The sequence below is a fragment of the Pseudarthrobacter linnaei genome, from assembly GCF_055412825.1.
Map to the genome: position 1 here is coordinate 13,203 of NZ_JBVAYX010000002.1, position 23,742 is coordinate 36,944.

At 69.3% G+C, this 23,742-nt stretch carries 21 protein-coding genes; 7 read left to right on the top strand and 14 right to left on the bottom strand.

The annotated features are described in order from the left end of the window. Positions 1-72: 72 nt before the first annotated feature. Positions 73-1,041 carry a DUF389 domain-containing protein gene (locus ACZYZ3_RS01940; protein ID WP_463962189.1) on the top strand — a complete coding sequence of 323 codons (969 nt, stop codon included), beginning with the start codon at positions 73-75 and terminating at the stop codon, positions 1,039-1,041. A 213-nt stretch (positions 1,042-1,254) separates the two neighbouring features. Here ACZYZ3_RS01940 and groL read toward each other — a convergent pair whose 3' ends face one another. The 3 genes from groL to ACZYZ3_RS01955 form a co-directional block, all read right to left on the bottom strand. After that, positions 1,255-2,865 (bottom strand): chaperonin GroEL, encoded by a 1,611-nt coding sequence (gene groL / locus ACZYZ3_RS01945; RefSeq protein WP_463962190.1) that lies wholly within the window; start codon positions 2,863-2,865, stop codon positions 1,255-1,257. Between the two features lie 77 nt (positions 2,866-2,942). Continuing rightward, entirely contained in the window at positions 2,943-3,239 is a 297-nt protein-coding gene (gene groES / locus ACZYZ3_RS01950) for a co-chaperone GroES (RefSeq protein WP_024367421.1), read from the bottom strand. 310 nt (positions 3,240-3,549) lie between these two features. Next, positions 3,550-3,981 carry a hypothetical protein gene (locus ACZYZ3_RS01955; protein WP_463962191.1) on the bottom strand — a complete coding sequence of 144 codons (432 nt, stop codon included), beginning with the start codon at positions 3,979-3,981 and terminating at the stop codon, positions 3,550-3,552. A 56-nt stretch (positions 3,982-4,037) separates the two neighbouring features. Between ACZYZ3_RS01955 and ACZYZ3_RS01960 the strand changes: the two genes are divergently transcribed. Then, entirely contained in the window at positions 4,038-5,315 is a 1,278-nt protein-coding gene (locus ACZYZ3_RS01960; RefSeq protein ID WP_463962192.1) for a THUMP-like domain-containing protein, read from the top strand. Between the two features lie 72 nt (positions 5,316-5,387). Here ACZYZ3_RS01960 and ACZYZ3_RS01965 read toward each other — a convergent pair whose 3' ends face one another. Continuing rightward, on the bottom strand, positions 5,388-6,230 hold the full coding sequence (locus tag ACZYZ3_RS01965) for a shikimate 5-dehydrogenase (RefSeq protein WP_463962193.1): 843 nt from the start codon (positions 6,228-6,230) through the stop codon (positions 5,388-5,390). 72 nt (positions 6,231-6,302) lie between these two features. Further along, the gene (locus tag ACZYZ3_RS01970) at positions 6,303-7,886 is read right to left on the bottom strand and encodes a glycoside hydrolase family 3 N-terminal domain-containing protein (protein WP_463962194.1); all 1,584 of its coding nucleotides are present in this window, start codon (positions 7,884-7,886) and stop codon (positions 6,303-6,305) included. 316 nt (positions 7,887-8,202) lie between these two features. Between ACZYZ3_RS01970 and ACZYZ3_RS01975 the strand changes: the two genes are divergently transcribed. After that, complete coding sequence (locus tag ACZYZ3_RS01975) at positions 8,203-9,354, top strand: glutamate--cysteine ligase (RefSeq protein WP_463962195.1); 1,152 nt, start codon at positions 8,203-8,205, stop codon at positions 9,352-9,354. Between the two features lie 128 nt (positions 9,355-9,482). Here ACZYZ3_RS01975 and tsaD read toward each other — a convergent pair whose 3' ends face one another. The 6 genes from tsaD to ACZYZ3_RS02005 form a co-directional block, all read right to left on the bottom strand. Continuing rightward, positions 9,483-10,601, bottom strand: a complete 1,119-nt coding sequence (gene tsaD / locus ACZYZ3_RS01980; RefSeq protein ID WP_463962196.1) for a tRNA (adenosine(37)-N6)-threonylcarbamoyltransferase complex transferase subunit TsaD — start codon at positions 10,599-10,601, stop codon at positions 9,483-9,485. Next, positions 10,598-11,065: a ribosomal protein S18-alanine N-acetyltransferase gene (gene rimI, locus ACZYZ3_RS01985; RefSeq protein ID WP_463962197.1), complete on the bottom strand. Its 468-nt coding sequence runs from the start codon at positions 11,063-11,065 to the stop codon at positions 10,598-10,600. Before rimI ends, tsaD begins: the two co-directional genes overlap by 4 nt. A 107-nt stretch (positions 11,066-11,172) precedes the next feature. Next, entirely contained in the window at positions 11,173-11,844 is a 672-nt protein-coding gene (tsaB, locus tag ACZYZ3_RS01990; protein ID WP_463962198.1) for a tRNA (adenosine(37)-N6)-threonylcarbamoyltransferase complex dimerization subunit type 1 TsaB, read from the bottom strand. After that, positions 11,844-12,521, bottom strand: coding sequence for a tRNA (adenosine(37)-N6)-threonylcarbamoyltransferase complex ATPase subunit type 1 TsaE (tsaE, locus tag ACZYZ3_RS01995; RefSeq protein ID WP_463962199.1), 678 nt, complete (start codon positions 12,519-12,521; stop codon positions 11,844-11,846). Before tsaE ends, tsaB begins: the two co-directional genes overlap by 1 nt. Further along, the gene (alr, locus tag ACZYZ3_RS02000) at positions 12,518-13,738 is read right to left on the bottom strand and encodes an alanine racemase (protein ID WP_463962200.1); all 1,221 of its coding nucleotides are present in this window, start codon (positions 13,736-13,738) and stop codon (positions 12,518-12,520) included. Before alr ends, tsaE begins: the two co-directional genes overlap by 4 nt. 160 nt (positions 13,739-13,898) lie before the next feature. Next, the gene (locus ACZYZ3_RS02005; RefSeq protein ID WP_463962201.1) at positions 13,899-14,990 is read right to left on the bottom strand and encodes a carbohydrate kinase family protein; all 1,092 of its coding nucleotides are present in this window, start codon (positions 14,988-14,990) and stop codon (positions 13,899-13,901) included. An 81-nt stretch (positions 14,991-15,071) separates the two neighbouring features. Between ACZYZ3_RS02005 and ACZYZ3_RS02010 the strand changes: the two genes are divergently transcribed. Further along, positions 15,072-16,493, top strand: a complete 1,422-nt coding sequence (locus tag ACZYZ3_RS02010; RefSeq protein WP_463962202.1) for a family 4 glycosyl hydrolase — start codon at positions 15,072-15,074, stop codon at positions 16,491-16,493. Positions 16,494-16,503: 10 nt separating this feature from the next. Here the strand turns inward: ACZYZ3_RS02010 and ACZYZ3_RS02015 are convergent, their stop codons facing one another. After that, a complete protein-coding gene (locus ACZYZ3_RS02015) occupies positions 16,504-17,040 on the bottom strand; it encodes a GNAT family N-acetyltransferase (RefSeq protein ID WP_463962203.1) in 537 nt (178 codons plus the stop codon). A 132-nt stretch (positions 17,041-17,172) separates the two neighbouring features. Here ACZYZ3_RS02015 and mshA point away from each other — a divergent pair, with 132 nt between their 5' ends. The 3 genes from mshA (at position 17,173) to ACZYZ3_RS02030 (ending at position 21,359) form a co-directional block, all read left to right on the top strand. After that, a complete protein-coding gene (mshA, locus tag ACZYZ3_RS02020; protein WP_463962204.1) occupies positions 17,173-18,459 on the top strand; it encodes a D-inositol-3-phosphate glycosyltransferase in 1,287 nt (428 codons plus the stop codon). Between the two features lie 58 nt (positions 18,460-18,517). Further along, positions 18,518-20,320, top strand: coding sequence for a formate--tetrahydrofolate ligase (locus tag ACZYZ3_RS02025; RefSeq protein WP_463962205.1), 1,803 nt, complete (start codon positions 18,518-18,520; stop codon positions 20,318-20,320). A 121-nt stretch (positions 20,321-20,441) separates the two neighbouring features. Next, the gene (locus ACZYZ3_RS02030) at positions 20,442-21,359 is read left to right on the top strand and encodes a DUF559 domain-containing protein (RefSeq protein ID WP_463962206.1); all 918 of its coding nucleotides are present in this window, start codon (positions 20,442-20,444) and stop codon (positions 21,357-21,359) included. 83 nt (positions 21,360-21,442) lie between these two features. Here the strand turns inward: ACZYZ3_RS02030 and ACZYZ3_RS02035 are convergent, their stop codons facing one another. Both ACZYZ3_RS02035 and mgrA read right to left on the bottom strand, forming a co-directional pair. Continuing rightward, entirely contained in the window at positions 21,443-22,528 is a 1,086-nt protein-coding gene (locus ACZYZ3_RS02035) for an inositol-3-phosphate synthase (protein WP_282379873.1), read from the bottom strand. A gap of 169 nt (positions 22,529-22,697) precedes the next feature. Beyond that, positions 22,698-23,735 (bottom strand): L-glyceraldehyde 3-phosphate reductase, encoded by a 1,038-nt coding sequence (mgrA, locus tag ACZYZ3_RS02040; protein ID WP_463962207.1) that lies wholly within the window; start codon positions 23,733-23,735, stop codon positions 22,698-22,700. Positions 23,736-23,742: the final 7 nt, after the last annotated feature.

Genomic DNA, 23,742 nt, shown 5'->3' on the forward strand with positions numbered 1-23,742 from the left:
TGCGGCCACCCGGTCGCCGGATGTGGGTGGTCCCGGAGGGCTACCCTTTAACGAGCCAGAGGAGGCCGCATCGTGATCGCACAGCTGCGCATTTGTGTTCCGGAAGAGTTGTCCGACGCTGTGATGGACTGCTCCACCGCCGAGGTCGGCGTCGCCGAAGTCTCCCGCCAGCCGAGGGGGTCCGTCCTCCCTCCGGGGGACGTCATCCATGTCCTGCTGGCGCGGGAGTCCATGGAGCGGCTGGTGGAGAAGCTCCATGTCCTTCAGGTCCAGGAACAGGGCTCGATCTCGGTCATCATGCCGGAGGTGGTGCTCTCCGACCGGGCGGACAAGGCCACCGCGGACGCGCCCGGCGAAGGCGCGGACGCCGTGATCTGGGACGAGGTGTCCCGGCAGACGGGCGAAGATTCGCGTCTCACCTGGAGCTTCCTTGCCTTCCTCATCCTGGCGACCCAGCTGGTGGGCATCGGCATCGTCACGGACTCGACGATTCTGATCGTCGGCGCGATGGCGGTCGGTCCCGAGTTCGGTCCGCTGGCGGCCCTGGCCGTGGCGATTGTGCAGCGGCAGTGGAAGCTGGGACGGCGCGCCGCGCTGGCCCTGGGCATTGGCTTCCCCGTCGCGATGCTGGCCGCGGCGTTCACTGCGTGGCTCTCCGTGCCGCTGGGGCTTTTCCCCGCCGACGTCCTGGACCGCGGCTCCGCCGCCGAATTCATCTACCACCCGGGGCCGTATTCGCTGATTGTCGCTGTGCTGGCCGGCATCGCCGGGATGCTGTCCGTGATCAGCGGTCGTTCCGCCGCCCTGACCGGCGTCTTCATCTCAGTGACCACGGTGCCTGCGGCCGGCTTCGTGGCCGTCGCGCTGGTGCTGGGCGAGTTTGAGAAGGCGGCAGGTTCCGCCCTGCAGCTGGCGCTGAACCTGGTGGGAATCGTGGCGGCGGCCGTTGCCGTGCTGCTCTTCTACCGGCTGGTCACCCGCCGGCTGCCGGACGCCGCGGCGTCCCGCCTGAAACGGACGGCGCTGCGGGCACGGCGCTGATTCCTTGCGGCCCGGCGCCGCGGCGGGCACCGCGCGAGCGGGCACCGCGCAGGCGGGCACAGCGCAAGCGGGCACAGCGCAAGCGGGCACAGCGCAAGCGGGCACAGCGCAAGCGGGCACAACGGGCACAAAGCACAGCGGGCACAAAGCACAGCGGGCACAAAAAACCGGCCCAGCGGACGCTGGACCGGTTCTTTGTGCGCTGGTTGCAGCCTAGTGGCTGTGGCCTGCGTGCTCGTCTTCGTTGGCAGGCTTCTCGACCACGAGGGTTTCCGTGGTGAGCACCAGTGCCGCGATGGAAGCCGCGTTGCGGAGGGCCGCACGCGTCACCTTCACGGGGTCGATGACGCCTGCAGCGATCAGGTCTTCGTATTCGCCGGTCTTGGCGTTGAAGCCCTGGTTGTTGGCCGATTCCGCGACCTTGGCGACGACGACGTAGCCGTCGAAGCCGGCGTTCTGGGCGATCCAGCGCAACGGCTGGGTCAGTGCCCGGCGGACGATGCCGACAGCAGCTGCCGCGTCGCCCTCGAGGGCCTGGACGGCCGGGTCCTCGTCGAGCGCCTTGAGGGCGTGGATGAGGGCGGCGCCGCCGCCGGCGACGATGCCTTCTTCCAGGGCAGCGCGGGTCGAGGACACAGCGTCCTCGATGCGGTGCTTCTTTTCCTTGAGCTCGACCTCGGTGGCAGCGCCGACCTTGATCACGCCGATGCCGCCGGCCAGCTTGGCCAGCCGTTCCTGCAGCTTTTCCTTGTCCCAGTCGGAGTCCGTGCGGGTCAGCTCGGCGCGCAGCTGGGAAACCCGGGCTGCGACGTCCTCGGCCGAACCGGCGCCGTCAACGATGGTGGTGTTGTCCTTGGTGACGGTGATGCGCCGGGCAGTGCCCAGCACCTCCAGGCCGACCGTGTCCAGGCTGAGGCCCAGTTCTTGCGAGACAACCTGGGCGCCCGTGAGGGTGGCGATGTCCTGCAGCATGGCCTTGCGGCGGTCTCCGAAGCCCGGTGCCTTGACGGCAACGACGTTCAGGGTGCCGCGGATGCGGTTGACGATCAGCGTGGAGAGTGCCTCGCCGTCGACGTCTTCGGCGATGATGAAGAGCGGCTTGGAGCTCTGCAGAGCCTTTTCCAGCAGCGGCAGGAAGTCCTGGACCGAGGAGATCTTGCCCTGGTTGATCAGGATGAGCGCGTCTTCGAGGACAGCTTCCTGGCGTTCCGCGTCGGTGACGAAGTACGGGGACAGGTAGCCCTTGTCGAACTGCATGCCCTCGGTGAGGACCAGTTCGGTCTGCGTGGTGGAGGATTCCTCGATGGTGATCACACCATCCTTGCCGACCTTGTCGAATGCCTCGGCCAGCAGCTCGCCGATCTCATCGCTCTGGGCGGAGATGGAGGCGACGTTGGCGACCTGGGTGCCTTCGACCGGGCGGGCGTTTTCGAGCAGGCGGGCGGCGATGGCCTCAACCGAGACCTCGATCCCGCGCTTGATCTGGCCCGGGGCGGCGCCTGCCGCAACGTTACGGAGGCCTTCCTTGACGAGGGCCTGTGCCAGCACCGTGGCGGTGGTGGTGCCGTCACCGGCAACATCGTTGGTCTTGGTGGCGACTTCCTTGGCAAGCTGCGCGCCAAGGTTCTCGTACGGGTCGTCCAGCTCGACTTCACGGGCGATGGTGACGCCATCGTTGGTGATCGTGGGGGCGCCCCACTTCTTGTCCAGCACGACGTTGCGGCCGCGCGGGCCAAGCGTCACCTTGACCGTGTTGGCGAGCTTATCGATGCCGGCTTCAAGCGACCGGCGGGCAGCGTCGTTAAACGCAAGCTGCTTTGCCATGGTTTTGTCCTTTCAAAGACAGAACCCCGCGCAACTGACCCGTCAAACGAGGATCGGCGGCGCGGGGTCCAAGAGAGTTACTTTACGACGATCGCCAGGACGTCGCGGGCGGACAGCACGAGGTACTCGGTGCCGCCGGTCTTGACTTCAGTTCCGCCGTACTTGGAGTAGATGACAACGTCGCCAACGGTGACGTCGATCGGCACGCGGTTGCCGTTGTCGTCAAAGCGGCCGGGGCCTACTGCGACAACTTCGCCTTCCTGCGGCTTTTCCTGCGCGGAGTCCGGGATAACCAGGCCGGAAGCCGTGGTCTGCTCGGCTTCGAGCGGGCGGACAACAATACGATCCTCAAGAGGCTTAATAGAGACCGACAATGACCTCTCCTTTTCGTCAGCAAATTCGTGGACTTTAAAGCTGTGGTGCCAAGGCGTACAGACCGTCGTCGCGGTGCCGGCAGCCGCCTGGCTGTAAAGCTTCAGGTGTTAGCACCCTCCTAGGGAGAGTGCTAATGACGACTCTATGTAAGTAGTTAGCACTCGGTCAAGGCGAGTGCCAGAAATTCGTTCCCGGTGACCGCTGGGGCCTTGGAGACATGCCCATTCCTGGGTGCGGCCCGTGGACATTTGGGCGTTGTGCTCCATGCCGGCACCGGGCGCTGGACATGTCCGCGGTGCCGGTACCGGACTACCGTCCGCCGAGATCCTCGAAGTCGACATTCTCGCCGTTCTCGCCGTCGTCGGTACCGGCCTCGTTCCGGTGCCGGTACAGCGCCAGGCCCCCGGCCGCGGCCAGGGCAACGCCCAGGGCCAGGAACACGATGCCGCCGACGCGGACCGCGGCGTAGCTCTCGCGGATGGATTTCGCCTCGTCGGTGGCGTCCTGGACGTCCTTGCCGCCGACCGAATAGACGGTGGCGTTGAAGGAGTCCAGGAAGAAGATGATCACCAGAAGGGCCACACACACGACGGCGATGACACCGCCGGCGATCAGCGCCGGCCGGGCGTAGCGGGCGAGTCCCTGGCGGGCGGGTCGGCCGGTGCCGGCGTCCTGCTGGGTGGCGCGGGCCTCAGGGTAGTACTCGTCCTTGCCGCTGTTCGCCGTGCCGCTGTCTTCCATGCCGTCAACCTTATCGGGCGCACGGCGCCGCCCCGCGCTGAACTAGGCTTGAACCCATGTCTGACGCACCGCAGGACCAAATCGCCCCGCTGCTGAACCCCGAAGGCTGGGAGCTGCTGGCGTCACTGGGCCCCTACCAGGAGGATGAGGCGTTCCGCCTCAACGCTTCCCTCCGGAAGGCCGGACACTCCCCCGAACTCGTCTCCGCCGTCCTCACCCAGTCGCGGCTGCGGACCAAGGCCGAGGCCAAATTCGGCGAGTTCGCCCGCCAGATGATTTTCACCCAGGCGGGCCTGGAGCAGGCCACCCGGCTTACCGTGGCGGCCCGGCATGCGCAGCGCTTCGCGGAAGCCGGCATGCAGCACGTGGCGGACCTTGGCTGCGGCCTCGGCGGCGATGCCATGGCGCTCGCCTCGCTGGACATCCAGGTCACGGCGGTGGAAAGGGACGAGACGACGGCGGCCTGCGCCACAATGAACCTGATCCCCTTCCGGAACGCCACCGTGGTCCATTCCGACGCGACAACGGTGGCCCTGGACGGGATCGACGGCGTGTGGCTGGACCCTGCACGCCGGACCACCTCCACCTCGGGCACGAAACGGCTCTGGGATCCGGAGGACTTTTCCCCGCCGCTGTCCTTCGTCGAGACCCTGGCCGGCGCCGGACTGGCCGTGGGCGTGAAGATGGGCCCCGGCATGCCACACGACTCGGTGCCCAAGAACTGCGAGGCCCAGTGGGTGTCGGCGGGCGGGGACGTCACCGAAGTGGCGCTGTGGTTCAACGCGGTCCGCCGTCCGGGGATCCGGCGGGCTGCGCTGCTGCTCGGCCCCGCGGGCGCGGCGGAGCTCACCAGCGCCGAGGACTTCGACGGCGGCCCGGTCGCCCCGGTGGGGCCGGTCGAGGGGTACCTCTACGAGCCCGACGGCGCCGTCATCCGCGCCGGGCTGGTGGCCGACGTCGCACTCCAGCTGGGCGGGCACCTCGTCGACGAGCACATCGCCTACATCTGCGCCCCGGAACTGCGGGACACCCCCTTTGCCCGGCCCTACAAGGTGCTGGAGGTGATGCCGTACAACGTCAAGGCGCTCAAGGCCTGGGTCAGGGACCAGGGCATCGGGGTCCTGGACATCAAGAAGCGCGGCACCTCGGTCACCCCGGAGGAGCTGCGCAAACAGCTCCTCCCGGGAGGGAAAAGCGGAGGGAAAACCGGAGGGAAAACCGGCGGCAAGCCCGGCAGCCGCAGCAACAAGGGCAACAAGGGCAACAAGACAGCCACCCTGGTCCTCACCCGGATCGGGGAGGAGCGGGTGGCCATCTCGGTGGAACCGGTCTAGGTTCGGGCAGGCGCCGGACGGACAGCCGGATTCGCGGCTTTCTGGATTGGCGGCTTTCCGAGTTTCCGGAGGCTACTGGGCCCGCATGAAGTCCTCTGCGGCCCGGACCTGCTCGTCGCTGGGCCGGATCCCGGTGTACAGCACAAACTGTTCCAGCGCCTGGATGGTCGCCACCTCCGCGCCGGTGATCACGGTTTTCCCGGCCGCTCGGGCGGCCTTGATCAGCGGAGTCTCGGCGGGCAGCGCGACGACGTCGAACACCACCGTCGCGGCGTCCACGGCCTCCTGCGGGAAGGACAGGGCCTCGGCGTCGGGGCCTCCCGCCATCCCCCCGGCCGTATTTCCTCCCATGCCGATAGGCGTGACGTTGATGATCATGTCGGCGGTCAGGGAATCGGCGTCGGCGCGCCAGGCGAAACCGTAGAGCCCGGCGAGCGCCCGTCCCGCCTCCTCGTTGCGCGCGATCACGGTGACGTCCCGGAACCCGGCGTCGCGCAGGGCCGCGGCGGTGGCCTTCGCCATGCCGCCGGCGCCCCGGAGCAGCACGGAGTAGGCCGGGGGCACGGCGTTGCGCTGCAGCAGCTGCTCGATTGCCGTGTAGTCGGTGTTGTAGGCGGTGAGCGTGCCGCCGTCGTTGACGACCGTGTTGACCGAGTCGATGGCTTTAGCGGACGGGTCCATCACATCCACCAACGCGATGACGTCCTCCTTGTACGGCATCGACACGGCACAGCCGCGGATTCCGAGGCCGCGCACGCCGGCGATCGCCTGGCCGAGGTCCGTGGGGGCGAAGGCCTTGTAGATCCAGTTCAGGCCAAGCTGGTCATAGAGGTGGTTGTGGAAGCGCGTCCCGTTGTTGCTCGGCCGGGCCGAGAGCGAGATGCAGAGGGTCATGTCTTTATTCAGGATGGGCACTGCTCTATTAAACGACAGGCCGGGCCAGGCCGCCGCGTTCCCGGGCGCTGGCTGGCCCGCGAAGGCCGGATATCAGGCGCAGCCGGTTCCCGGGTGCTGGGACCCGACGGCGACCGGAAGCTTGCCGGGTGCCCTGGCGTGTCCGGCCAGCACGGCGGCCAGCGCGTTGAAAGCGCCCTGGCTCCGGCCGTAGAGTGCGATCCTCGCAGGGGCGGTGGAGTGTGCCAGCGGCCAGGGCGCGTCGAGAGCGACCGCCACGTCCGCCGGCGTCTGTGGCGCATCCGGTGAGGACGGTGATGCCGCGGCGCCGATCAGCGAGACCAACGGACCCGCACCGATGCTGATGCCGGCGTTGCGGGCAGCGGCGGCGAACCGCGCCCGGTCCTGGGCCGAGCCGCCCGTCACCCGGACGCTGGCCGGCACGATCGGCCCGTCGCAGGGCCCGGCCAGCACGGTGATGGCCGCCGCGGAGACGTCCTGCGACAGGCCGCTGCCGCTGCCGGGCGCCGTTCCGGGCGCGGCGCCCGTGCGGGCACGCCAGATCATCATGGTGACGACGCGCTGCGCCGCCTCGGCGAGCCGTTCGGGCGGCAGGGCGCCGCTGCGCACCGCGGCGATGATCGCGGCGTGGGCGGCCTCCACGTTGACGGGCATCAGCAGCAGATCTGCGCCGGCGGCCAGTGCCAGCGGCGCAGCGGAGTCGTTGGGGTACTGTCCCCTGACCGCGCCCATGTTGAGCGCATCTGTGACGGCCACCCCCTGGAATCCCATGCTGCGCAGTTCGGCGTAGGCCGCTGGGGACAGCGAGGCGGGAACGCCGGGTTCGAGAGCCGGCACGGCGATGTGGCCGGTCATGACCATCGGCAGACCGGCGTCGATGGCCGCCTGGAAGGGCAACAGGTCCCTGGCCCGGAGCTGCTCCAGGCTTGCGCCCTGGACCGGCAGCCGGGCATGGGAATCGACGCTGACCGAACCATGGCCGGGAAAGTGTTTCGCGGCCGGCAGCAGCCCCGCGGCCAGCATCCCCTGGGAAAAGGCGACGCCGAAGCCGGACGCGGCGTCGGCGTTCCCGGACATCGACCGGGCTCCGATGGTCGGATCGGCCGGCCCCATGGTGACGTCGGAGCTCGGGGCGAAGTCGGTGTTGAATCCCAGCGCCGCGAGCTCGGAGGCCATGGCCTGGCCGGCCTTGCCGGCGAGCGCCCCGCTTCCCGCCGCGCCGTAGCTCATCGGGGCAGGCCATTCGGTCAGCGGCGCCCGCAGCCGTGCCACCACGCCGCCCTCCTGGTCGACGCCGATCAGGCCGGGCCAGCTGCGGCCGCCGGCCCGTGCCGCAGCCTGGAGCCGGCTGGCGACCCCGTGCATCGCCGCGGTGTCCACCCTTCCCTCCGGTGTTCCCGGAACGTTGTCGCCCATGATGACGGACCCGGCCAGGTGCAGGCGCTCGATGAGCGCGGCCTGGGCCTCATGGTCGAGCCCGCGGTAGAACGGCAGCAGGACCTGCCCGGCCCGCTGCTCGGGAGTCATCGCGGCCACAGCCCGCGCCGCGGCGGTCGCGTCCCGCTGCTGCGGGCCCCAGCCGAGCGGCCGGGTCCCGGCGCGGGGAAAGGCATCCGGATCGTCCGGCAGCGTCGCGGACGGATCCGCCGGGGGCACCGGAGGTGGCGCCGGTGCGGTGGGTGCGGTGGCCGCGGGGGCCTCCGGGGCCGCAGAATCCGGCGCGGGCCCCGGCGTCGGGGTCCCGGAGCAGGAGGCGGTTCCGAGGACAAGCCCCAGAATTGCCGTCAGTACCGCTACGGACCGGGTACTTTTGTGAACACTTTCACGTCTTCGCTGCAATCTCACCACCGGCCCGATGCTACCCCTGCACTAGACTTGAGCCACCGTTGCCTCGCCAACTGTCCGGCAATTCCGCCCAAGACGAAAGCCGGACGGGGCAGGGAAACGGACAGCAAAACAATGAAGGGACCACATGAAGATTGATTTCGCTTCATCCAGGCAATCAACTCTTGGTGTGGAATGGGAACTCGCCCTCGTGGACGCGGAAACCGGGGAACTGGCCTCCGTGGCCAAGGAGGTCCTCCGCGGGGTCGCCGCGAGGCACCCCGAACTGAACGAGGACGACGAGCACCCGCACATCAAGCAGGAACTGCTGTTGAACACGGTGGAGCTGGTCACCGGGATCTGCAACACCGTGGCGGAAGCAAAAGCGGACCTGAGCAGTTCCCTTGCCGCCGTGCGTGATGTCACCGATCCGATGGGCGTCGAGATCTTCTGCGCAGGGAGCCACCCCTTCAGCCCGCCGCAGCTGCAGCGGGTGACCGACAAGGAGCGCTACGCCAAGCTCATCGACCGCACCCAGTGGTGGGGCCGGCAGATGGTGATCTACGGCGTCCACGTGCATGTGGGCCTGGACAGCCGGGACAAGGTGCTCCCCGTCCTGGACGGGCTGGTGAACTATTTCCCGCAATTCCAGGCACTCTCCGCCTCGAGCCCGTTCTGGGGCGGCGAGGACACCGGGTACGCCTCGCAGCGCGCACTGATGTTCCAGCAGCTGCCCACCGCCGGTCTGCCCTTCCAGTTCGGTAGCTGGGAGGACTTCGAGTCCTATGCCCGGGACATGTTCACCACCGGCGTGATCGACTCACTCTCCGAAATCCGCTGGGACATCAGGCCCGTCCCGCACTTCGGCACCATCGAGATGCGCATCTGCGACGGCCTGGCCACGCTGGAGGAAGTCGGTGCCATCGCCGCCCTGACGCAGTGCCTCGTCGACGAGTTCTCCACGACGCTGGACAACGGCGGGACCATCCCCACCATGCCGCCCTGGCATGTGCAGGAGAACAAATGGCGTGCGGCCCGCTACGGGCTGGACGCCATTATCATCCTGGACGCGGCGGGCAACGAGCAGCTCGTCACGGACCATATCCGCGAGACGGTCGCCCGGCTGGAACCCGTGGCGGTGAAGCTGGGCTGCGTAACGGAGCTGGCCGACGTCCTGAAGATCATTGAGCGCGGCGCCGGGTACCAGCGGCAGCGGCGCGTGGCCGCCGAGCACGGCGGCGACCTGCGCGCCGTCGTCCTGGATCTGGTCCAGCAGATGCGCAAGGGCCCCGCAGCCTAGAGAGGTGAGTCGGCAGGGCCTGCACCGTGCCCCCCGATCTGACTGGCAGCAGAAGCCGCTGTCAGTGCCGGGAACGGCCACAGCTGCCAGCCAGATTTTCTCCGGGCGCCCGCTGCCGCGGGACGGTCTCAGGCCGAGACGGTGGTGACCGGCATGGAGGAATCCGGCGCGAAGCCGATGCCGCTCGGTGCGGTCCCGGCCATCACCAGTTGGGCGCCGAGGGCCGCGACCATGGCGCCGTTGTCCGTGCACAGCGCCAGCGGCGGGACGGTCAGCCGGATACCGGCGGAGCTGCAGCGCTGTTCCGTGAGCTGTCGCAGCCGTGAATTCGCCGCCACGCCGCCGCCGAGCAGCAGTTCGGTGATGCCGTTCTCGCGGCAGGCCAGCACGGCTTTGGAGGTGACGATGTCCACAACGGCTTCCTGGAAGGCTGCGGCAATGTCCGCCACCGGCACGGTCTCGCCGCGGGCCTCGAACTGCTCCACACAGCGCGCGACGGCGGTCTTGAGTCCGCTGAAGGACCAGTCGTAGCGGTGCGGCCCGGGCTCTTCCGCGGTCCCCATGTATTTGGGCTGGCTGAGGCCGCGCGGGAAGCGGATCGCTTTGGTGTTGCCCGTGCGTGCCAGCCTGTCGATGGCCGGGCCGCCCGGATAGCCGAGGCCCAGGAGCCGCGCCACCTTGTCGTAGGCCTCGCCGGCCGCGTCGTCAATTGTGGACCCCAGCAGCTCAACGTCCCCGGTGATGTTCCGGATCCGCAGGATTTCGGTGTGCCCGCCGGAGACCAGCAGGGCCCCGAGGTTTTCCGGCAGGGCGTTAGCCTGCGGACTGTCGGCGAAGGGGTGCCGGCCGCCGTCGTCGGTCTGGAGCAGCCCGACGCCGACGTGCGCGACGAGGTGGTTGATGGCGTAGAGCGGTTTGCCGGTCGCGACAGCGAGCGCCTTGGCCGCGCAGACCCCGACCATCAGGGCGCCCGCCAGCCCGGGACCGGAGGTGACCGCGATCGCGTCGATGTCCGCCAGGGTCACCCGGGCCTCGGCCAGCGCCTCGCGGAGGGTGGGGACGAAAGCGTCCAGGTGCGCGCGGGAGGCGATCTCGGGAATCACGCCGCCGAACCGGACGTGTTCGTCCATGGAGGAGGACACTGTGTTGGTCAGCAGCTGCGTTCCGCGGACAATCCCGACACCGGTCTCGTCGCAGGAGGACTCGATGCCAAGGACCAGCGGCCGGTAGTGCTGGGTGCTGTTCATGGGCGGTCTGCTTCCCTGTGGGTGGTGGTGGAGTCGGCGGTGCCGAGCCGGAACCGCATGATCAGCGCGTCGACGCCGTCGCGGTAGTAGCGGGGCCGGACGTGGATCTGCTCGAATCCGTAGCGGCGGTAGAGCTGCTGGGCGCGGGGGTTGTCGGCCCGGACCTCCAGCAGCACGTCCTCGGCACGCCGCAGCCGGCTTTCCCGGATGAGTTCGGTCAGCAACGCCGAGCCGATCCCCCGGCCTTCCTCCTCCGGCACGACGGCGATGGTCTGGACGTCCGCGATCGGCTGGATGCACATCAGCCCGGCGTAGCCGACGATCTCCCCGGCCCGCTCTGCCACAAGGTAGCGCCGCGTCTGGGCCTGGGCCAGCTCGGCGGCGAACATCTGCAGCGGCCAGGCATCCACCGGGAACAGCCTGCGCTCCAGCTCATGCACGGCCGGGATGTCCGCTGCGGTCATGTTCCGGAGGATCACCCCGCGGGGCATCCCCGCCGGCACAGCTCCCGTTCCCGGGCTTGAGTCCTGTCCTGCATTTTGTCCTGAGTTCTGTCCCGAGGACACGGCGTTCACAGCGCCCTCTTCCGAGGGCCGGGGACCTGGGCATCGGACTCGCGCAGGTACAGCGGGGTGGAGTCCAGCAGCCGCTCCCCCGCGGCGAGCCGTGCGAGCGCGAACTGGCCCAGCGAGAGGGCCTCCGGCTGGCGTTCGCAGAATTCGGGGACGGCCCTGACGACGTCGGCATACAGGCCGCCGCCGGCGCCGTAGACCGGAAGATCGGGAAGGTCCGCGGCGAAACCGACGTGCGGGCCGTCCTGCAGCTGCGGCAACTGCCCGCTGCTGAGCGCATACCGGGCCCAGTAGACCTCTTTGCGCCGGGCATCCGTAGCGACGATGAACTCCGGCGCCGCGTCCGTGGACTCGGCCACCTCCAGGGCGATGGCGTCCAGGCTCATCAGCCCGTAGAGCGGTACGCCCCAGACGAATGCGAGCGTGCGGGCGGTGACGATCCCCGAGCGCAGGCCGGTGAACGGGCCCGGCCCCACCCCGGTCACAACCGCGTCGATGTCGGCCCCGCCCAGGCCGGCCTCGGCGAGGAGGGCCTCGATTCCCGGCGCCAGCACTTCGGCATGGCTCCGGGTGTCTTCGGTGGCGAAGCTTCCGACGAGGGATTCCGGGGTGTCATCGGAGACGAGCGCGGCGCTGGCCACCGCCGAGGTGTCGATGGCAAGGATCAGCATCAGGTCCCTTCCAGGGTGTGGGGCAGTGGCTGTGGAGCGGGAGATGCCGGTTCAGCGGGCCCCGGCCCGGCTGTCGAGGGAACCGGCGCCGGGAGGGCGGGCGGGTGCGCCCAGCGGGGACCGAAGCCACGGATCACTATGGTGCGGGGCTCGTCGTCGTCGTCGGTGTCAAAATCCAGCACCTCAGCGTTTCCGGTTGGCGCCGGACCGTGGGGCGATTCCGGGAGGCGGGCAGGTGCGGGCGCCCGGTCGCCGCCGAGGCTGCGGACCAGGTCCACCTCAAGCCGGCTCTCGCTCAGGTGCTCCACCCGGCCGCGGCCCCATTCCACCACGGTCACTGCGCTGTCCATCGTGTTTTCCAGGTCGATATCGTCGATTTCCGAGGCCGAACCCAACCGGTACGCATCCACGTGCACCAGGTCCGGGCCGCCCGGCCGCGGACCGTCGGGCAGGTTCGGGTGGATCCGGACCAGCACGAAGGTCGGTGAGATGATGCCGGCCCGGACCCCCAGGCCCTCGCCGAGGCCCTGCGTGAAGGTGGTTTTTCCCGCTCCCAGCTCGCCGGTGAGGACCAGCAGGTCACCGGCTTGGAGCTGCGCGCCGAGGACTGCCGCGAGGGCGTGCGTCCCGTCCGCGGTCCCGACGCTCAGGGTCCGTTCCCAGGCCGGCGCGCTCACGGCCGCGGCTCGCCGCTGGCGGGCTCTTCGTTGATGTAGCGGCGCGGCACCCGGGGACTGATGCGCGTGACGATCTCGTAGTTGTTGGTGCCGGCCGCCCGGGCCCAGTCCTCGGCGGTGGGCCCGCCGTCGTCGCCGCTGCCAAAGAGCACGGCTTCGGCGCCGAGGACGCTGGGGCCGCCGGTGGAGACGTTGAGCGGGCCCAGGTCGATCACCATCTGGTCCATCGCTATGCGCCCCACCACCGGGTAGTTCACGCCCCCGACGCGGACCGGTCCTCCCGTGGCGATGCGGGGGACGCCGTCGGCGTAACCAAGCGGGATCAGCCCCAGCGTGCTGGTGCCGCCGGTGCGGTAATTCAGGCCGTAGGAGACGCCCTGGCCGGCCGGCACATCCTTGCAGTGCGACACGACGGTGCGGACCGTCATGGCGGGGCGCAGGCCCAGCTCTTCCGAGCCCTGCCCCTCGAACGGCGACAGTCCGTAAACGCCCAGCCCGACGCGGACCAGGTCAAAGTGGGTGTCGGGCCGGGACAGCGTGGCCGGGGTGTTGGCGAGGTGCCGCACCTCGGGATCCACGCCGGCGTCCTGGGCAATGGCGAGGGCATCGCGGAAGGCCGCCAGCTGGTCGTCGGTTTCCGGGCGCTCGGGTTCGTCGGCAACAGCCAGGTGGGAGAAGATGCCCACCACCCGCAGCAGGCCCTGGTCCTGGAAGTCCATGGCTTCGCCCACGAGGCTGTCCCAGGTCTCCAGGGTCGCCCCGTTGCGGCCCAGCCCGGTGTCCACTTTGAGGTGCACGCGGGCCGGCCGTTCCTGCTCGCGGGCGGCTGCAACAATGCGTTCCAGTTCCCAGCCCGAGCAGCCGATGTCGATGCCGGCGGCCACCGCGGCGGCGAAGTTGCTCTCCGGGGTGTGCAGCCAGGCCAGCAGGGGGGCCTCGATCCCGGCGGCGCGCAGGGCCAGGGCCTCGGAAATGTGGGCAGTTCCCAGCCAGGTGGCGCCGGCACCGAGCGCGGCGCGGGCGACGGGGACGGCTCCGTGGCCGTAGGCGTCGGCCTTGACCACCGCCATCACCTGGGCCGGTGAGGCCACGGACGCCAGGCGGCGGACGTTGTGCCGGATGGCTTCAAGGTCGATTAATGCCGAGCGTTCCTCGGCGTAGGCCGGCGGAACGCGCGGGACGGGCCGGAAGTCACCTGTTGCTGCTGGGTAAGTCACTTAACGATTCTAGGGGTGGCTGCGCATGCGGCTTAATTCGGGCCTCCCGGCACCACCTCCCCGGGGGACATGCCCAGTGTTCACGCCCACGAGTGGGCACCATGGCATTAGCTCCCCTCCTTGGCCCGCAGGGAGGGCATGTCCAGCGGGAGGGGCCCTGCTACGCGTCCGAAAGGTGCGCGATGGTCGCCGTCGCCCGCCTTTGCGCTTCCTGCGGCACGTCACGGACGATGTCCTCGAGGAAGCGGTAGCGCCGGAGCCACTGGCTGCTCTGGCGTTCTTTCCGGGCGTTGGCGCGCTGCCACCAGTCGGCGATGTCCCCCCAGCCGGGTGCGGCGAGCGAGCCGCCGACCTCCTGCACGGCCAGGGCGGCGCAGAGATTGGCGAACCGCAGCCGGTCGCCGAGCGGCCAGCCCGCCAGGCAGCCGACGATGAAGGCGGCGCCGAAGCAGTCCCCCGCGCCGGTCGGATCGAAAGCGGACACCGGCAGCGACGGCACCCACTCCTCCTCGCCCGTTTCGGAGTCCACGGCCATGGCGCCCTGGGGCCCAAGGGTCACGACGGCGACCGGCACCTTGTCCGCCAGCGCGTAGAGTGCCGCCCACGGGTTGTCGTGGCCGGTGAATGCCATCGCCTCGTGCTGGTTCGGCATAAAGGCGTGGAAGTACTGCAGGTTGTCCAGCCGTGCCGAGGACCAGACACCGGTGGGATCCCAGCCGACATCGCCGAACAGCCGGACCCCGGCCTTGCATGCGTCGAGCGCCCACGGCTCCAGCTCCTCGCCAAGCTCCGCGACGGCGGCGAGCGCCGGCGGAGGGCAGCCGACCAGTTCGCTGGAGCTCACCGGCGCCGGGTGGCCGTGCGTCACCATGGACCGGTCGTGGTCCACGCTGAGGGACACCGTGACCGGAGAGTGCCAGCCGGCGATCTTCCGGGACAGCGACAGGTCAACGTGTTCCTGCCCGGCCAGGATCTTCCAGTTGTAGTCGCCGTAGCCGTCATCACCGAATGCTGCCGCGAGCCCGGTCCGCAGCCCCAGCCGGGCCGCGGCGATGGCCTGATTCGCCACGCCTCCGGGGCAACTGCCCATCCCGTCGCTCCAGATCTCGGTTCCGGCGACGGGCGCGTGCGGGAGCCCGGTGAAGATGATGTCCTGGAAGACGGTCCCGGTTAGCAGCAGGTCGAAGCCTTCCGCCGCCGGGGTTCGGACGGAGGAAAGCGGGTCAAAGCGCCGCGTCGGTATCGCGTCCATGTATGCACAGTACGCCGTCCGGGTACGGCTGGAAAGGCGACTGCCGGGCCCGGAAGCTGCCGCTGTGCATAGACTGTCGGCATGCGGCTGACGATTGCCGGGGGCGGCGGATTCCGGGTACCGCTGGTCTACCGGGCGCTCTGCGCGGGCCCCTTCGCCGGGCTGGTCCGGGAACTCGTGCTGTACGACGTCGATCCAGGCCGGCTCGCCGCCATCAACGCCGTACTGGCCTCCTTGGCGGGTCAGCACCCGCCCGGCGCTGCCGCCACTTTTCCCGCGGTCCGCGCCACCACGTCCCTGACCGAGGCGCTGCACGGCACGGATCTGGTGTTTGCCGCGATCCGCCCCGGGGGGACAGCCGGCCGCACCGCCGACGAGCGGGTGGCCCTGGACCTGGGACTCCTGGGCCAGGAAACCACGGGGGCCGGCGGCATCTCCTACGCACTGCGGTCCATCCCCCGCATGCTGGATCTCGCATCCCGGATGCGGCGGCACTGTCCTGACGCGTGGCTGCTGAACTTCACCAACCCGGCCGGCATGGTCATCGAAGCCCTGGTCCCGGTGCTCGGCCGCAAAGTGGTCGGCATCTGCGATTCGGCCAGCGGGCTGGTGCACCGGGCGGCGAACGCCGCCGGCGTCGCGATGCCCGAGGGCACGCTCGACGGCGTGGGCTACTACGGACTGAACCATCTCGGCTGGCTGTACCGGCTGGCGTCCGGCGGCCGGGACATGCTGCCCGGGCTGCTGGCCGACGCCGGCGCTCTCGCCGGCTTCGAGGAGGGCCGGCTGTTTCCGCAGCGCTTCCTGGCGGACCTGGGGTGCCTGCCGAACGAATACCTGTACTACTACTACGAGACCGGGCGCGCCCTGGCCGGCATCCGGTCCTCCGCGACGACCCGCGGCGAGTCCATCGACCGGCAGCAGACCGAGCTCTATCCGCGCCTTGCGGTGGCCGGGCCGGAGGCCTTCCGGCTGTGGGACGCCGCACGCCGCTCCCGCGAGGAGGGCTATCTCGCCGAGGCCCGGCCCCTCGGCGAGCGCCGGGATGAGACAGATCTTGCCGGCGGCGGCTACGAACGCGTCGCCCTGGCGGTGCTGCGCGCCCTCTCCGGCGGAGGCGCGGCGGAGCTGATCCTGAACACCCCCAACACCGCCAGCGACACCGGCGGCGGCGCAACGGCACCGGCGATTCCGGGGCTGCCGGCTGACGCCGTCGTCGAGGTGCCCTGCCGGGTGACGCCCGACGGTGTTGTGCCGATGGTGCAGGAGCGCCCGGCGCCGGCGCAGCTGGCGCTGCTCCGGCAGGTCAAGGACGTCGAACGGCTCGTTGTGAGGGCGACCAGCCGGGACGCGGGGTCGACCGGCCCGGGCCGCCGGGCCGCGGCGCTGGCGGCGTTCGCAGGGCACCCGCTGGTCGGCTCCGCGGACCTCGCGGACCAGCTGCTGGCCGGGTATGAGGCCGCGTTTCCGGAACTGAAGGAGCTCTGGCGCGGGGACCCCTGAGTCCCCGGCGCTAGAGTCTGCGGTACATCAGGTGCAGGCCCACGTAGCCCAGCCTCGGGTGCAGGAACGCTTCCGGGATGGTGGCCAGCACCTCGAAGCCCAGGGACTGCCAGGCGGCCACGGCCCGGACGTTGCTTTCCACCACGGCGTTGAACTGCATGGCGCGGAATCCGGCCGCCCTCGCCGCGTCGAGCGAGTAGGCGCACAGCCCGCGGGCCACGCCCTTGCCCGCGTGCGCCGGGTGGACCATGTACCCGGCATTGGCGACGTGGCTTCCGCCGCCGCCCTGGTTCGCGTGCAGCTCGCCGGTGCCCAAGACAACGCCGTCGAGCTCCCCGCGGCCCACGGCGACGAAGGTCCGCCCCGGGGGCTGCTTGAACCACCGTTCGCGGGCCTGGTGCTCGGTGGTGTCCCGGTCCCAGGTGAAGGTCTCCCCGGCCCTGATCACGGGTTCGAGGATCCCCCAGATCGCCGGCCAGTCCGCGCCGGCGGCGGGGCGGATGTCCCAGCCCGGGGCGGTGGAACCGGTCTCTTCGCGTGTGCTCACAGCCGTCACGTTAGCAGCTGGCCCGGCGTTGTGGCTGGCGCCGCCCACCGGCCTATGAACCCGCGGGATTTTCAGGAGTAGTGTTTTATCGAAATGCAGTTTCGGGCGAAGTTCCAGGAGGAGGGAAAAAGAATGTCGCTGATCCGCCGCGTCGCGTTCCTCTCCCTGCACACCTCCCCGATGGAGCAGCCCGGGTCCGGCGACGCCGGGGGCATGAACGTGTACATCCGCGCGCTCGCCGCGGCCCTCGCCGATACCGGCGTCGAGGTGGAGATCTTCACCCGGTCCACCTCCGCCGGCCAGGCCGCCGTCGAGCACCCCTCCCCCGGGGTCTGCGTGCACAACGTCATGGCCGGGCCGGCCCGGAAGCTGCCCAAGGAAGAACTTCCCGGGCTGCTGCACAGCATGGTGGCCGAAATCGACCGCATCCGGCAGCTCCAGCCGCACGGGCGCTACGACGTGATCCATTCGCACTACTGGGTTTCCGGGGTGGCCGGGCTGGAGCTCGCCAGCCTGTGGGGACTGCCGCTCGTGCACACCATGCACACCATGGCGAAGGTGAAGAACCTGCTGCTGGTCTCCGGCGAGCAGCCCGAGCCGCGGCGGCGCGAGGACGGCGAGCAGCGGATTGTCGACGGCGCCACCCGGCTGATCGCCAACACCGGCACTGAAGCGGCGGAACTGGTCTCGCACTACAACGCGGACAACGACCACATCGATGTGGCCCCGCCGGGGGTGGACCTGGACATTTTCACGCCCGCGTTCCGCGGCCGGGCCCGGGCCGCCCACGGGATCCCTGCGGGCCGCTTCCACCTGCTGTTCGCCGGCCGGATCCAGCGCCTCAAGGGGCCGCAGATCCTGGTCAAGGCCGCCGCCCTGCTCCGGGACCGGCGTCCGGACATCGACCTTCAGGTGACCATCGTCGGCGCCGTCAGCGGGGCGAAGGACTTCGACCTGAAGTCGCTGATCAGCGCCGCCGGAATGGACGACGTCGTCACCCACCATCCGCCGGTCAGCGCACCGAAACTGGCCGGCTGGTACCGCTCCGCCGACGTCGTGGTGATGCCGTCCTACAGCGAATCGTTCGGCCTCGTGGCGCTGGAGGCCCAGGCCTGCGGCACGCCGGTGGTCGCCACCAAGGTCGGCGGGCTGTCCCGCGCGGTCTTCGACGGCCGGACCGGGATGCTCGTGGAGGGCCACAAGGCTGCCGACTGGGCCGACGTCCTCGAAGCCCTGTATGACGACCCCGCAACCCGCGAGGATATGGGCCGCGCGGCCTCCCTGCACGCGCAGGAGTTCGGCTGGCACCGAACCGCCGCCATCACGCTGGAGAGCTACCACACCGCGTTGAGCCAGTACTTTGGAAACCTGACCATTCCGGTGGGCCACACGCCCGCACCCGGAGCCATCGGCCGGTAACAGCGGCCTGAACCCACTGGCCGGCACACCCACCGCCGCCACGAGCCAAAGGACGACGATGTCTGAAACCACGATTCCCGGATCAGCCGCCACAACAGCCGCGGCAGCTGCAGGAACGTCGGGCGCCGCGGTGCCGGACACGGGCACGGGCACCGCGGGAGCTGCGGGCGCCACCGTGCTGAGTGATCTGGAGATCGCGCAGCAGGCCACGATGCGCCCGATCCAGGAGATTGCCGCGGCGGCCGGGATCAACGCGGAGGCGCTGGACTTCCACGGCCGTTACAAGGCGAAGATCGACCCTGCCAAGCTCGCCGGTTCACCGGCCGGCGCGCCGTCCCGGGTCCCCGGCAAGGTGGTGCTGGTGTCGGCGATGTCCCCCACCCCCGCCGGTGAAGGCAAATCCACCACGACGGTGGGACTGGCGGATTCCCTGGCCCGCGCCGGCCACAAGGTGATGATCGCGCTGCGGGAACCGTCACTTGGGCCGATTCTGGGCATGAAGGGCGGCGCCACGGGCGGCGGTTACTCCCAGGTGCTGCCGATGGACGAGATCAACTTGCACTTCACGGGCGACTTCCACGCCGTCACCTCTGCGAACAACGCCCTGATGGCCCTGGTGGACAACCACATCTACCAGGGCAACGAGCTGAACATCGACCCGCGCAGGATGACCTTCAAACGGGTGCTGGACATGAACGACCGTTCGCTGCGCGAGGTGGTGATCGGGCTCGGCGGCCCGACGCAGGGCATCCCGCGGCAGGACGGCTTCGACATCACGGTGGCCTCGGAGATCATGGCGGTGTTCTGCCTCGCCACGGACCTCGCGGACCTCCGGGCACGGCTGGGCCGGATCACCTTCGGGTACACCTACGACAGGCAGCCGGTCACGGTGGCCCAACTGGGTGTCCAGGGCGCCCTGACCATGCTGCTCAAGGAAGCCATCAAGCCCAACCTGGTGCAGACCATCGCCGGGACCCCGGCCCTGGTCCACGGCGGCCCGTTCGCGAACATCGCCCATGGCTGCAATTCCCTGATCGCCACCCAGACTGCCCGCAGCCTGGCGGACATCGTCATCACCGAGGCCGGCTTCGGCGCGGACCTGGGCGCGGAAAAGTACATGGACATCAAGTCCCGCGTCGCCGACGTCGCTCCGTCCGCGGTCGTCATTGTGGCGACCGTCCGGGCCCTGAAAATGCACGGCGGACTCCCCAAGGACCAGCTCAAGGAACCCAACCTCGACGCGCTGGCCAGCGGCGTCGTCAATCTTCAGCGCCACGTGCGGAACGTGGAGAAGTTCGGCATCACCCCCGTGGTGGCGATCAACAAGTTCGCCACCGACACCCGGGAGGAGCTGGAGTGGCTGCTCGAGTGGTGCGCCGCGGAGGGCGTCCAGGCGGCCGTCGCCGATGTCTGGGGGCGCGGGGGCGGCGGTGACGGCGGCGACGAACTCGCGGCCAAGGTCGCCGCGGCCATCGACGCGCCGCATACCTTCCGCCACCTGTACCCGCTGGAGATGTCGGTGGAGGACAAGATCCGGACCATCGTGCAGGAGATCTACGGCGCCGACGGCGTGGACTTCTCCGTCCCGGCGCTCAAGCGGCTCGCGGAGATCGAGAAGAACGGCTGGTCCGGCTTCCCGGTCTGCATGGCGAAGACCCAGTATTCCTTCAGCGATGACGCGAGCAAGCTCGGCGCCCCGAAAGGGTTCACCGTGCACGTCCGCGACCTCATTCCCAAGACCGGCGCGGGCTTCATCGTGGCCCTCACCGGAGCGGTCATGACGATGCCTGGGCTCCCGAAGGTCCCGGCCGCGATGCGCATGGACGTCGACGCCGAAGGCAACCCGGTCGGCCTCTTCTAACCCCCGTTGCGCTATCACTTTTGGCTGCCATTTCCCTGGAATGGCGTCCAAAAGTGATAGCGCAACGGGCCCTTGTGGATAACCGGAGCGGGGATCCGTTGTTCGGATAAGAATGGTCCGCATGCGACCACCAGCAGCCCTGCCGACCCACCTCGCTTCGGCCCCGTTCACCGTCTACGAGGCGCGGGCCGCAGCCCTGGGCAACTCCCGGCTCCGTGCTGCCGATCTCGAGACGGCCGGCCGGTTGCTCTACCTGCCCACCGGCTGGGAGTTTGAACTCCGGGGCCTGGCCCGTGCCCTGTCGGCAGCGACGCCGGGCGCGTGGATTTCGCACCTCACGGCCGCCATGCTGCTGGGCCTGTGGCTTCCGTCGTGGTTCCGCGATTGCCGGGAACTGCACCTGAGCAAACCCAAGGTTCTGCCGCCGGTCCGGCGTGCAGGTGTGGTCGGGCATACCGTTCTTGCGTTCGACGACGAGCTCATGGTCTGGGACGGAATCATGATTTCGACGCCGGCCCGGACCTGGCTGGACCTTGCCCGCATCCTGCCGCTGAGGGATCTCGTCGCGCTCGGCGACCAGTTGGTGCGGCAGCCCCGCCCTGGGCTGGAGGGCCGCACGGAGCCGTGGGCAACCCTTCCCCAGCTCGCGGCGATGCTCAGGCGACACCCGAAACTCAAGGGGATCGTGAAAGCGCGCCAGGCGCTGGAGCTTATCCGGCCAGGCTCCGACTCCGCGCCGGAAACGTTCCTGCGCCTTGCGTTGACCGCGGCCGGGCTGCCGGAGCCCGAACTGCAGCTGCGGACTGTGCCGGGCGACCCCTACTCCCCCGCTGCGGACCTCGGCTACCGGAGGCATCGGGTCGCTGTCCAGTACGACGGCGGACATCACCGCACGCCCGAACAACAGTCCCGCGACAACCGCCGCGACGAATCGTTCAACGCGGCCGGCTGGCGCTATTTCAAGTTCAATTCCGACGATCTGGCAGATGATTTCCGCGGCGCCGTACAGCGCGTCCGGGCCGCCCTTCGCTCCGTTTAACCACCCGTTGCCCTATCACTTGTGGCGGGCAAACCAGGGGTTTGGGCACCGTAAGTGATAGGGCAACGGAGGGGGAGGCGGGGTTAGCGCTCCAGGTCGCCGCGGATGAAGGCCTCGACCTTGTCGCGGGCGAGGTCGTCGTTGAACTGCTCCGGCGGGGACTTCATGAAGTAGCTCGAGGCGGATAGCAGCGGGCCGCCGATGCCGCGGTCCAGGCCGATCTTGGCGGCGCGGATGGCGTCGATGATCACACCGGCGGAGTTAGGCGAGTCCCAGACCTCCAGCTTGTATTCGAGCGACACCGGGGCGTCGCCGAAGTTGCGGCCCTCAAGCCGGACGAACGCCCATTTGCGGTCATCGAGCCACTGGACGTAGTCCGACGGGCCGATGTGGACGTCGCGCGGGGCGATGTCCGCCTCGACGTTGGACGTGACGGCCTGGGTCTTGGAGATCTTCTTGGACTCGAGGCGGTCGCGCTCCAGCATGTTCTTGAAGTCCATGTTGCCGCCGACGTTCAGCTGGTAGGTGCGGTCCAGGGTGACGCCGCGGTCCTCGAACAGCTTGGCCATGACGCGGTGCGTGATGGTGGCACCGATCTGGCTCTTGATGTCATCGCCCACGATCGGGACACCGGCGGCGGTGAACTTGTCCGCCCAGGCCTTGGTGCCGGCGATGAAGACCGGCAGGGCGTTGACGAAGCCGACGCCGGCGTCGATCGCGCACTGGGCGTAGTACTCGGCGGCTTCCTGCGACCCGACCGGCAGGTAGCAGACCATCACGTCGACCTTGGCGTCCTTGAGGGCCTGGACGACGTCGACCGGCTCCTCCGTGGACTGCTCGATGGTCTCGAGGTAGTACTTGCCGAGCCCGTCTAGGGTCGGGCCGCGCTGGACGGTGACACCGGTCGGCGGGACGTCGGCGATCTTGATGGTGTTGTTTTCGCTGGCCAGAATGGCGTCGGCCAGATCCAGGCCCACCTTCTTGCCGTCGACGTCGAACGCGGCAACGAATTCGACGTCGTTGACGTGGTACTTGCCGAACTCCACATGCATCAGCCCCGGAATCGTGGCCTTGGGGTCGGCCTCCCGGTAGTACTCGACGCCCTGGACCAGCGAGGTGGCACAGTTACCTACGCCGACGATTGCAACACGAATCGGATGTGAAGACACGGAACTCCTTTGGGGACAACTTCATGTGCCCGGCGCGGAAGTACTCTGATGCACGACGGCGGCAGCGGGCACGGCGCCATACGGCGCCCTTAGCATTCTAGACAACGGCGCGGGGACCGAAGTTGTTCCCGGCCGCCGCACCGCCTGTATGACGGGCGGGCGGGGCAGGCTATTTCTGGGCCCACAGGTTGATCTCGGACTCGACGGCGAACTCGTCGATCGCCGCCAGCTCCCCGGCGGTGAAGCCAAGGTTGTTCACCGCGGACAGGGAGTCCTCGAGCTGCCGGACACTGGACGCCCCGACCAGGGCGGAGGTCACGGAGGAGCCCTTGCCCTGCTCGCGCAGGATCCAGGCGATGGCCATCTGCGCGAGGGTCTGCCCGCGGCCCCCGGCGATCCGGTGCAGCCCGCGCACCCGGTCCAGCTTGTCCTCGGTGATGCTGTCCCCGGCCAGGGACTTTTCCTGGGCGGCGCGTGAATCGGCCGGGATCCCGTTCAGGTAGCGGTCGGTGAGCATGCCCTGCGCCAGCGGCGAGAACGCGATCGAGCCTGCCCCCACCGTCTCGAGCGCCTCGTAGAGGTTGGGGCTGCCGTTTTCGGTCCAGCGGTTCAGCATGGAGTAGCTCGGCTGGTGGATCAGCAGCGGGGTGCCGAGCTCCTTCAGGATCCGGGCCGCCTCGAGGGTTTGTTCCGGGGTGTAAGAGGAGATGCCGGCGTACAGGGCCTTCCCGGAGCGGACGGCGTAGTCCAGGGCGCCCATGGTCTCTTCCATCGGGGTTTCCGGGTCGGGCCGGTGGCTGTAGAAGATGTCCACGTAGTCCAGGCCCATGCGGTTCAGCGACTGGTCCAGGCTGGCGAGCAGGTATTTGCGCGAGCCCCATTCGCCGAACGGGCCCGGCCACATGTGGTAGCCGGCCTTGGTCGAGATGATGAGCTCGTCCCGGTACGGGGCGAAGTCGTCCTTGAGGTGCCGGCCGAAGTTGGTCTCGGCGGAACCGGCCAGCGGCCCGTAGTTGTTGGCCAGGTCGAAGTGGTTGACGCCGAGGTCGAAGGCCCGGCGCAGGATGGCGCGCTGGGTTTCGAAGGGCAAGTCGTCGCCGAAGTTGTGCCACAGGCCCAGTGAAATGGCGGGGAGCTTCAGCCCGCTGCGTCCCACGCGGCGGTAGGGCATGGTGTCATACCGGGTGTCTGCTGCAACGTAAGTCATGCGTACT